10 protein-coding genes and 1 pseudogene are annotated in these 9,562 nt (G+C 65.6%); 2 read left to right on the top strand and 9 right to left on the bottom strand.

Features of this window, described 5'->3' with window-relative positions:
- Window positions 1–180: hypothetical protein (locus U5805_RS27050; RefSeq protein WP_322106579.1), on the bottom strand; the 180-nt coding region annotated here is incomplete at its 3' end.
- 137 nt (window positions 181–317) lie between these two features.
- On the opposite strand from U5805_RS27050, the gene U5805_RS27045 reads away from it, so the two are divergent.
- Both U5805_RS27045 and U5805_RS27040 read left to right on the top strand, forming a co-directional pair.
- On the top strand, window positions 318–548 hold the full coding sequence (locus U5805_RS27045) for a hypothetical protein (RefSeq protein ID WP_322106578.1): 231 nt from the start codon (window positions 318–320) through the stop codon (window positions 546–548).
- A gap of 6 nt (window positions 549–554) precedes the next feature.
- Window positions 555–1,187, top strand: a complete 633-nt coding sequence (locus U5805_RS27040) for a response regulator transcription factor (RefSeq protein ID WP_322106577.1) — start codon at window positions 555–557, stop codon at window positions 1,185–1,187.
- A gap of 51 nt (window positions 1,188–1,238) precedes the next feature.
- On the opposite strand, the pseudogene U5805_RS27035 reads toward U5805_RS27040, so the two are convergent.
- The 8 genes and pseudogenes from U5805_RS27035 to U5805_RS27000 all read right to left on the bottom strand — a co-directional run.
- Window positions 1,239–1,484, bottom strand: a pseudogene (locus U5805_RS27035) (integrase core domain-containing protein); the annotation flags it as partial.
- A 156-nt stretch (window positions 1,485–1,640) separates the two neighbouring features.
- Complete coding sequence (locus U5805_RS27030) at window positions 1,641–2,792, bottom strand: epoxide hydrolase family protein (protein ID WP_322106576.1); 1,152 nt, start codon at window positions 2,790–2,792, stop codon at window positions 1,641–1,643.
- 365 nt (window positions 2,793–3,157) lie between these two features.
- Window positions 3,158–4,399, bottom strand: a complete 1,242-nt coding sequence (locus U5805_RS27025; RefSeq protein ID WP_322106575.1) for an acyl-CoA dehydrogenase — start codon at window positions 4,397–4,399, stop codon at window positions 3,158–3,160.
- A 65-nt stretch (window positions 4,400–4,464) separates the two neighbouring features.
- A complete protein-coding gene (locus U5805_RS27020) occupies window positions 4,465–5,466 on the bottom strand; it encodes an NrtA/SsuA/CpmA family ABC transporter substrate-binding protein (protein WP_322106574.1) in 1,002 nt (333 codons plus the stop codon).
- Window positions 5,467–5,503: 37 nt separating this feature from the next.
- A complete protein-coding gene (locus tag U5805_RS27015) occupies window positions 5,504–6,214 on the bottom strand; it encodes an ABC transporter ATP-binding protein (protein ID WP_322106573.1) in 711 nt (236 codons plus the stop codon).
- A complete protein-coding gene (locus U5805_RS27010; protein WP_322106572.1) occupies window positions 6,211–7,053 on the bottom strand; it encodes an ABC transporter permease subunit in 843 nt (280 codons plus the stop codon). The genes U5805_RS27015 and U5805_RS27010 overlap by 4 nt, the downstream gene beginning before the upstream one ends.
- A 188-nt stretch (window positions 7,054–7,241) precedes the next feature.
- Window positions 7,242–8,345: an LLM class flavin-dependent oxidoreductase gene (locus U5805_RS27005; protein ID WP_322106571.1), complete on the bottom strand. Its 1,104-nt coding sequence runs from the start codon at window positions 8,343–8,345 to the stop codon at window positions 7,242–7,244.
- Between the two features lie 90 nt (window positions 8,346–8,435).
- Window positions 8,436–9,383 (bottom strand): ABC transporter substrate-binding protein, encoded by a 948-nt coding sequence (locus U5805_RS27000; RefSeq protein ID WP_322106570.1) that lies wholly within the window; start codon window positions 9,381–9,383, stop codon window positions 8,436–8,438.
- Between the last annotated feature and the right edge of the window lie 179 nt (window positions 9,384–9,562).

Here is a 9,562-nt window from a genome sequence, read left to right as displayed (position 1 = left end):
TAATCCTGTGAAGTCGTGCGCGGGCAAGAAGGCGACGGCGGCGGTGATCGCGTGTCTTGCGCCGAACCGGCGTGTGGAGATTTCCGCGAAATAGCCTTCGCGAATTGCAACCTCGAGTTGTACGTTGTCGTTGATGGTCATCGGTGTGTCCCTGACGGGAATGCCGATGACCGTCGACATGGTTCACCGGCCTGTTCCTTCTAACCCAAGAGCAGTGCGTCGGGGCGCCGCACTCTGAACAGGACTTGTCCGGGGTTGTCAGAAGGGCCCGGTCCCTATCCTGATTTGCGTCTCCCAAAGTTCCGTGAAACGAAATCATGAGCCCTTCCGCATTAGTCGACGTTGCGCGTATGCGCGGCAGGATTCGCATCCCCTCGTCAATCAAACCTGAAAAAACCGCTTTCACCGAAGCGACGACCGAAGAGGAAAGCGTGCTGGCCGAGGTTCTGGAGAATCAGGCCGGATTACTGATCCTGATCGGTGTGGCTGCGCTAGCAGTCATGGCTTCATTGGCCGCACTGCTTGTTTTCCAGATTTTATTTGACTAGGATGCTATGGACTCCAAAACGAATGTTCGCGTCGTCCTGGCCGATGGCCAGCCGTTGACTATTGCCGGCGCACGGCGTTTTTTGAGCGGCGTGAATACGGTCGAGGTTGTCGCGACGGCCCGTCATTCGGGAGAAGTCGTAGAAGCGCTGGATCGTTCGGCCTGCGACATACTGGTGTCGGAATACACCATGCCTGCTGGAAAATACGGTGATGGCCTGGTGTATTTTGCTTTCCTCAGGCGACGCTATCCCAACCTTAAGATCATCGTGTATACGGCGGTCGACGATGCTTCGCTACTCGCTGCACTTGCGCGTTTAGGGGTTCGCTCAGCGATCAGCAAGACGTGCGACATGGAACGACTGGCTTTCGCAATTCATGCAGTCTTTGCCGGAAAGACGCTTTTTTCCGGACTTCCTGCAATAGCAATAGGGCAAGCCGGCTCGCGGGCGCTCAGCGCGAAGGAGGTCGAGGTTTTGCGTCTTCTCGCATCCGGCTTCACGACCGACGAAATCGCCCGCAAAATTTTCCGGAGCCGAAAGACAGTAAGTTCGCACAAGGCTAATGCCAAGCAGAAACTCGGAATCAAAAGCGACGCTGGTTTATTTTCTTTCGTCCGTATGACCTGTCCCCTCCCATAGGGCCAATAGGTTGACCCTGCCCCTGTTTCACGAACCCCATAGCCGAAACCATCAGGCCGCTTGCCCTCGTTGAGCGGCGACCCAATTCTTCTCGAACGTCATGGGGCTGACGTAGTTCAATGTCGAATGCAACCGGCACGCATTGTAAAAGCCATGCCGGCCGACGATTTCATCCATCGCGGCATGCCGCGCCGCGAAGTGCCGACTGGGCAGGCGAGCGACCTTCAGCGAACCCCATAGACTTTCGGTCGGCGCATTATCCCAACAATCGCCACCCCGGCTCATCGACGAACACATGCAGGCGCTGCCTCACCGAAGAAGAGGCGATGAACTTTGCCGACGTGAAACAGCGTGTTCGCGGGGCCGAGGCGCGGTCTCCCACCCTAATCCGTTCCGGCGTCGATGCAACCAGGATATCGTCAGATGCTAATCACCGGTTTCGCATAAGCGGCGTCAGCGCCAGCGCCGGAAAAAGCGCTGGATATCGGCCGCGAGCAGCGCGGGCTCCTCCAGCGCCGCGAAATGGCCGCCGCGCGGCATGTCGGTCCATTGCTCGACCGTGAACACGCGCTCGATCCACGAACGCGGAGGGTGGCTGATCTCACGCGGAAAATGCGCGAAGCCGACCGGCGGCGCGACGCGCTCGCCCACGCCGAAACGCAGCGGCTGCAAGCGGTTTTCCCAGTACATCTGCACCGACGTGCCGATGCACTGCGTGAACCAGTAGAGCGAAAGATTCGTGAGCAGTTCGTCTTTCGTGAAGCGCCGTTCCAGATCGCCGCCGCAGTCGCTCCACGCGCGGAATTTTTCGGCGATCCATGCGGCGAGTCCGGCGGGCGAATCGTTGAGCGCCGCGGCCAGCGTTTGCGGCTTCGTCGTGTGCATATGCGCATACGCGCCTTCTAGCGCGGCCCATTCGGCTTTCGCGTGCAGGAACGCCTGTTCTTCGGCGTTGATGGGCGCGTCGTTCGGCCCCACGGCGGGTTCGTAGGAACTCGGCAGAAAATTGAGGTGGATGCCGTCCACGTGTTTCGCGTGCCGCGCCGCGAGCGCGACGGACACGGCCGCGCCCAGATCGCCGCCTTGCGCGCCGAAGCGCTCGTAGCCCAGGCCGCGCATCAGCGCCGCCCAGAGATCGGCCACTTGCCATGCCGATACGCCGGGCGCGGCGGGCGCGGGTGAAAACGCGAAGCCGGGCAGCGAGGGGATCACGACGTCGAATGCATCGTTCGGGTCGCCGCCGAACGACGCGGGATCGGCCAGCCGTTCGGCGAGCGCGCGAAACTCGAGGAACGAGCCGGGCCAGCCATGCGTGATCACGAGCGGATACGGCCTGGGCCCGACGCCGCGCCGGTACACGAAATGCACGCGCTGGCCGTTCGCCTCGGCGACGAATTGCGGAAGCCGATTCAGCGCCCGTTGCGCGGCGCGCCAGTCGAAGCGATCGGCCCAGTCGCTCACGCACGCGCGCAGCCATGTTTCGTCCATGCCCTGGCGCCAGGGTTCGTGCGGCGTGAACGACGCCCAGCGCGTATGGCGCAGGCGCCATTGCAGGTCGTCGATCGCATCGTCGGAAACGGCAATTTCGAATGGCTCGATTTTCATGACGCGCTGCCCCGCGAGAGAGGAAAACGCAATTTTATCCGCGCGCGCATGACGTAATGCGGATTCCATGGTTCGCCGTGCGAAGCGCGCTGCCTGTGTTTGTTTGCGCGCCATCCGTGCGCCTCGCGCGCGCCGCGCCCACGAGTACACCGCGCGATGAGCCATTCCGTTGCGCCGCCTGCCTCTGAACGTCAACATCCTGCACTCGGGCTTCGTGCTTTCGGCCAATGCTTTTTCGATCCATCCCCATGGGCAGATATAGGATTCAAAGCGGACATGTGGCGCTTCGCCGGCGAAGTGGTGCCGCGCGTGCGGCGCGAACTCGCAGCTTGACACCCGAACAGCCGAGCGCCGCCGGGCGCGGTTCAAAAGAATGCGCCGTTCGGCGGCAACTGGCCGCCCAGCAGGTTTTGCCCGAGCAGACGCTCCTTGTAGACACGCGGATTATGCGAGGCGATGACCTTGATGTTGCGCCAGTGCCTGTCCAGCGCGCCCGCGCTCGCCACCACCGAACCCGAGCCGAGATCAATGAGCCAGCTCGCGATCTGCGGCGCAAGATCGTCGATCACGACTTTCGCTTCCGAGGCGGCGAGCGTCGCGGCGAGCGTGGTCTCGTATTCGGCGTGCGTGCCGTGGTTGTCCCACGCGGTTTGCAACGCGTTCACGGCGCGATCGGCAACGGCTTCCACGCCGGCGGCATAGGCGCGAATGCGGCCCAGCAGGGCTTGCAGCACGGGCTCGCCGGACGGTTGCGCGGCTTCGCCGTGGTAGAAGTTGCGCCGTCTCGCGCGCAGCACGTCCACCGCGTCCAGCGCGACGCGCCGTGCGATGCCCGCGATCGCATTCGTCAGATACACCTGGTGAAAGGTAAAGCCCCACGGCGCCGCTTCGGGCGCGCTGGGCGGATCGGCCGGGTAGACGTTCGAGGCTTTCACCACCACGTCGCGAAATCGCGCCGTGCCGGAACCGGTCAGGCGCTGGCCGAAGGCGTCCCAGTCGTCCTCGTCGCTCACGCCTTCGCCGCGTTCGAGCACGTACTGCACGGTGCGGTTTTCGCGGCTTTCGACGGCGATTCCCACGAAGGCGTCGTTGTAGAGATTGCCGGTTGCGTACACCTTGTCGCCGGAGCCGACATAAGCCTCCCGGCGGTCGTCCCACGCGAGCCGGCCAAGAACGCGGCTCGGGCGCGCGCCGGCCGCCACGGCGTCGCTTTCGGCGAAGCTCGGCCCCACCGTCTTGCCGCTGCCGGCAAGAGCCAAAACGTGCGCGTGAAAGGGGTGGTCGGGCAACCTGAGCGCCGCTTCCACCTGCCACAGATGATTGCGAAACGCGTGCGCGATATTGGAGTCCGCCGCCGCGAGATCGCGGGAAACCGCGAACAGTCCGCTCAGCGGCAGGCCGTGGCCGCCCGCGCTGCCCGCAAGACGCAGCGCGCCGAACCGCAGCGCCTTGAGCCGTTCGATTTCGCGGTACGGCAGTTCGCGCTGCCGCTCCCGCTGCGCCGCCGTGGCGGCGATTTCCGCGAGGATGCCGGCGAATCCCGATGCCGCCGACACCGGCGAGATCAGGGAAGGCTGGCCGTGGCCAGGGATGCTGGATTCGGACATGATGATTTCCGCTCGGGCCGCGCCCGGCGCGATTGCCGCCTTCGGTTCGCGCGCCGGGACGATCGTTAGATCTTGACGCTGTAGTCCGCGACCTTGATGCGCGAACCGATGATCTTGCGTTCGGCGAGCCAGTCGGCCGCGCGCTGGAATTGAGCCATGAACGCCGCATCGTCGGGTTCGTGAAACTGGTTGACGCGCTTGAGGCCGGCCAGATAATCGCGCACCTGATCGGGATATTTCGCCTCTTTTTGCGCCAGCAGCTCGGACTCGGCGGAATGCGTCGACTGCCATGCGCCTTCGACGTAATAGGCGTCGAGCACCGCGCGAATCAGCTCCGAATTTTCCTCGGCGAACTTTCTGCGCGTCACGAGCGAGCTGTAATCAATCAGGAAATCGAGGTCGCGGCCTTCGTTGAAGATGTCCTTGGCGTCGTTGGAAAAGCGCGCGATATCGACGGCGGGCGACCACATCGACCATGCGTCGACCCTGCCTTGCGCGAAGGCGGGCGCGGCATCGGGCGGATTGAGATAGACGAATTCGACCTTGCCGCGATCGACGTGATGCTTTTCCAGCGCCGCGATCAGCAGGAACTCGCCGAGACCCGAGCGGTTCACGGCCACCTTGCGGCCGGCGAGATCGGCCACCGAATTGATGCCGCTCGACTTCTTCACGATGATGGCCGTCGAGCGCGGCGAATACACGTCGAACGCCGTGAACACGATGGGCGAGCCCGCGAGCATGGCCGCGAGCGCGGGCGTGGTCGACCCCCAGAAGCCGAAATCGGCGCTGCCGCCCACCACCGCCTGAATGGACGGCGCGTGGTTGGGGAACGGGCCGACCCATTCGACCTTGATGCCTTTCCCGGCGAGCGTTTTTTCGAATACGCCGCGCTGTTTGGCGATGTCCGGCAAGCTGCCGTAGCCCCAGCCGATGCGCACGGTGTCGGTGTTGCGGGTGAGCTTGCGCGGCTCGGCGGCTCGCGCGGGACGGATGCCGGCGGCGGCGCCGGCCAGCAGGCCGCCCGCCGCGAGCAGGAGCCGGCGGCGGCTCGGAAATGCGTCGTTCATTCGTTAAGGACCCCGAAATACGTGATTAAAAATGATGTTACGGCACCCGAACGCCCAGCTCCTCCAGCAACGTGCGGCGCAGGTCCGCCGTGGCCGTGGCGCCGGGTTCGAAGGAGACCGCGATGCGTCCGGCGCGCATGACGAGAATGCGGTCGGCGAGCGTGAGCGCTTCGTCCACGTCGTGAGTCACGATGAGCACGCCGGGCCGATGGCGGGCCACCAGTTGCTTCACGAGCCCGTGCATCTTGATGCGCGTGAGCGCGTCGAGCGCGGCGAACGGCTCGTCGAGCAGCAGCAGCGCCGGATCGCGCGCCAGCGCGCGCGCGAGCGCCACGCGCTGCGCCTGGCCGCCGGACAGATTGCGCGGCCAGTCGTCCTCGCGTCCGGCAAGACCGACTTCGCCGAGCGATCGCGCCGCGCCCGCGCGGCCCACCGTGGCTTCGTTGCCGAGCGCCACGTTTTGCCACAACGTCGCCCACGGCAACAGGCGATGCTCCTGGAACACCACCGAGGGGCGCTCGGGCGCCTGTATGCGGCCCGCGTCCGGCTTGTCGAGCCCGGCCAGCGCGCGCAGCAAGGTGGTCTTGCCGCAACCGCTTTCGCCGAGCAGCGCGACGAATTCGCCCTGACGGATGTCGAGATTCAGCGCGTCGATGACGATGCGCTCGCCGTAACGGCGTTGCAGCCCGCGCACGGATACGGCGAGCGCGGCTCCGTTCGTGATGGAAGAAACGGTTGCGGTGCTCATTGGCCGGTCTCTTTCGCGTAGTTCGCGTGCCACGAGAGAAAGCGCGTTTCGAGCAGCCGCACGAGCGCGTCCGCCACCACGCCGATGATCGCGTAAATAATCATGGTCAGCAGAATGACATTGGTTTGCAGGAATTCCCGCGCATCCATGGCGAGAAAGCCGATGCCCCTGGTCGTGGCAAGCGTTTCGGCGATCACGAGCGCGAGCCACGCGTGAGCGAGCGCATAGCGCGCGCCCGTGAGAATCGAAGGCATGGCGCCGGGCAGGACGATGCGTCTGATCGTGGCGGCGCGGTTCAGCCCGATGACCTTCGCGAGTTCCATCAATTTGGGGTCGATCTGGCGGATGCCGAGCATCGTGTTGATGTAGATGGGAAACATGACGGCGAGCGCGACGAGAAAAATCTTCGCGACTTCGCCCACGCCGAACCAGACGATCACGAGCGGCAGCATCGCGAGGAACGGGATCGCGCGCACCATCTGGATCGAGCGGTCGAGCAGCGCCTGCGCCAGCCTCGAAAAGCCGCACAGCACGCCCAGCGCAAGCCCGATGCTGCCGCCCACGGCGAAGCCCGCGACGGCGCGCAGCAGCGATACGCCCAGATGCACGAACAGATCGCCGTTCGCGGCAAGGTTCCAGGCGGTGGCGACCACGGCGCTCGGAGCCGGAAGCACTTGAGGCCCGATCCAGCCGACTCGCGCGGCCGCTTCCCATGTAACGACGAGCAGTGCGGGAATGGCCCATGACAGCCACGTGTACACGGCATCGTCCGACCGGCGCGAACGCTTGCGTTTCGAGGCGAGGTAGGCGTTGCGCGAAGAGGTGAGGAGGTCAGCCATGTCCATTTCCGTTTTCAATGAGCGCCCGATCCCGCGAGTTGCGGCGTCGTTCGGCACGAGCGATTCAACCGGCCGCGAACCCGTCATTAAAGGTGGCCGGCGCGGCCGGGACAAACAGTTTTTTGTGCTTTGCTTTCCCGCTTTGGCGCGTTCGGGTACCGCGCGACTGGCAGGCAGGAGCGGCGCATTCAGGCCGCCGCGGCGTGCGCGGCGGCTTCGTCCGCGGCCACGGCCGCCCGCACGAGCGGCAGCAGATCGCGACCGTAGCCGAGCGCATCCTCGAGCGGGTCGAAGCCGCGAATCAGGAACGTCGACACCCCCAGCTTGCGATATTCGAGCAGCGCATCGGCGACTTGCCGGGGCGTGCCGACCAGCGCCGTCGAGTTGCCGGCCGCGCGCGTGAGCGCGGTGATGCCGGTCCAGAGCCGCGTATCGACCACCTCGCCTTTGGCGGCTTCGGCGAGCAGCCGCCTGGCGCCCACGTTCTGCGGGTCTTTCGGCCGTCGCGTGAAATTCGGCGAGCGCGCGACCACGTCTCTCGCCTGGGCGAGGATCGATTCGGCGCGCGCCCAGGCGGCGTCTTCGGTCGCGGCCAGAATGGGGCGTAGCGAAAGGCTGAAGCGAATCCGGTCCGCGCGGCCGTGGAGCGCGGCCGCGGCGCGCACGCGCGCGATGGTTTCGCGCACCGCGCCGAGCGATTCGCCCCACAGCGCGAATACGTCGGCGTGCTTGCCCGCCACGGCGATCGCCGCGTCGGACGAGCCGCCGAAGTACACCGGCAGATGCGGCGTTTGCAGCGGGCGAACCTGCGAACGATGGCCCTTCACGCGATAGTGCGGGCCTTCGTGATCGAACGGCGCGTGGCTCGTCCAGGCGCGCTTGACCACGTCGAGATATTCGTCGGTGCGCCGGTAGCGTTCGTCGTGCGGGAGCCAGTCGCCGTCGCGTTGCTGCTCGGTGTCGTCGCCGCCCGAAATGATATGCACGGCGGCGCGGCCCGCGCTGAAATGATCGAGCGTGGCGAGCTGACGCGCGGCGAGCGTCGGGGCGACGAAGCCCGGACGGTGCGCGAGCAGGATGCCGAGCCGGCGCGTCTGCTGCGCGACGAAGGAGGCGATCTGGAAGCCGTCCGGCGAGGCGCTCGAATGCGCGATCAGCACACGGTCGAAGCCGCCGTATTCGTGCGCTTGCGCGACCGAGGCGATCCACGGCGGATTCACCGCCGGTCCTTCGGGCAGATGGGTTTCGCTCGATTCCTGGTGACTGACGTAGCCGATGAATTCGACGCTCATGGAAAGTATCCTGGTTGGCCGGAAGGGAAACGGAACAGGGCGGCCGGTTCCGTGCGGCGCGCCATCGCGGTTCCTGCGCGCATGCGCCCGCTACGGCGCGGCGGCGGATAGCGGTTTGGCGAAGCTCGGCGCGACATCGAGGCGCGTCTTGATCACTTCCGCGCGCACGTACAGGTCGGCGGTGCGCTGCTGCTCGGCAATCACGTTGCCGTCGATCGCGACGGGATGCAGTTGCGCGCGCTGATACACGGTCTTGAGCACGTCGGCGGGCAGGCCGGTGACGCGCGACTGGATGGCCGCGACCTCGTCCGGGTGCGAAAGCGCCCAGCGCTGAGCGGCCGCCACGCGGCGCAGGAAATCGGCGAGTTCGGCGCCCTTGTCGCGGATCGCGGCGTCGGTGGCGGCTTCGAAGCTCAGGCCCGACGAAAGGCCGATGCCGTTCGCGACGCTGCGCGTGTGGTCGCGCGCTTCGGTGAGCGCCACGTACGGGTCCCACGTCGACCAGGCGTCCACGCTGCCCGAGGCGAGCGCGGCGCGCGCGTCGGCGGGCTGCATGAAGGACCACGTAACGTCGGTGAGCTTGAGGTGCGCGCGTTCGAGCGTGGCCACGGCGAGATAGTGGCCGATCGAGCCGCGCGTCGTGGCGATACGTTTGCCCTTGAGGTCCGCCGCGCTGTGTATCGGCGAATTGGCCGGCACGACGATGGCCAGGTCCTCGGGCGTCGAGCGCGTCGCGGATACGGCGCGAATCTTCGCGCCCGCCGCGTAGGCGAAGATGAGCGGCGCGTCGCCGAGCCCGCCCACGTCGATGGCGCCGGCGTTGAGCGCCTCGCCGAGCGGCTGCGCGGCGGGAAAGTTGAACCACTCGATCTCGTACGGCACGTCCTTCAACTGCCCGGAGGCCTCGAGCACGCCGCGCGTCTGTAGCTGCTGGTCGCCCACTTTCAGCGTAGCCGCCGCGGCGGCGAGCGGCACAAGCGGCACGAGCGGCAGCACGGCCGTGCAGGCGAGAGCAAGGTGGAGGACGATACGGCGCATGAACGGTTCCTCGGAATTCGCGAGTGTCGGAAGGCACACGATAAGCACCGTGTCTTCATAAGACAAACGCATTATTCTTCTATCGAAATATGCACGATTAAAATGGTCTGCCCGCTTGAGTCCGGGGCGCCCGGCGCGTTAAGCTAGTCGTCCTGTTCGTTACCCGCGTTACCGCGCAT

Source organism: Paraburkholderia sp. J41, assembly GCF_905220235.1.
Classification (GTDB): Bacteria; Pseudomonadota; Gammaproteobacteria; order Burkholderiales; family Burkholderiaceae; genus Paraburkholderia.
Note: the sequence above shows the minus strand (reverse complement) of the source record. Positions and strands in the feature narration are given on the sequence as shown.

Excerpts from the sequence above, each read along its gene's own strand:
- U5805_RS27040 (WP_322106577.1), top strand. The coding sequence starts at position 555 with ATGGACTCCAAAACGAATGTTCGCGTCGTCCTGGCCGATGGCCAGCCG.
- U5805_RS27020 (WP_322106574.1), bottom strand. The coding sequence starts at position 5,466 with ATGAACGACGCATTTCCGAGCCGCCGCCGGCTCCTGCTCGCGGCGGGC.
- U5805_RS27000 (WP_322106570.1), bottom strand. The coding sequence starts at position 9,383 with ATGCGCCGTATCGTCCTCCACCTTGCTCTCGCCTGCACGGCCGTGCTG.
- U5805_RS27005 (WP_322106571.1), bottom strand. The coding sequence starts at position 8,345 with ATGAGCGTCGAATTCATCGGCTACGTCAGTCACCAGGAATCGAGCGAA.
- U5805_RS27015 (WP_322106573.1), bottom strand. The coding sequence starts at position 6,214 with ATGAGCACCGCAACCGTTTCTTCCATCACGAACGGAGCCGCGCTCGCC.
- U5805_RS27025 (WP_322106575.1), bottom strand. The coding sequence starts at position 4,399 with ATGTCCGAATCCAGCATCCCTGGCCACGGCCAGCCTTCCCTGATCTCG.
- U5805_RS27045 (WP_322106578.1), top strand. The coding sequence starts at position 318 with ATGAGCCCTTCCGCATTAGTCGACGTTGCGCGTATGCGCGGCAGGATT.
- U5805_RS27010 (WP_322106572.1), bottom strand. The coding sequence starts at position 7,053 with ATGGCTGACCTCCTCACCTCTTCGCGCAACGCCTACCTCGCCTCGAAA.
- U5805_RS27030 (WP_322106576.1), bottom strand. The coding sequence starts at position 2,792 with ATGAAAATCGAGCCATTCGAAATTGCCGTTTCCGACGATGCGATCGAC.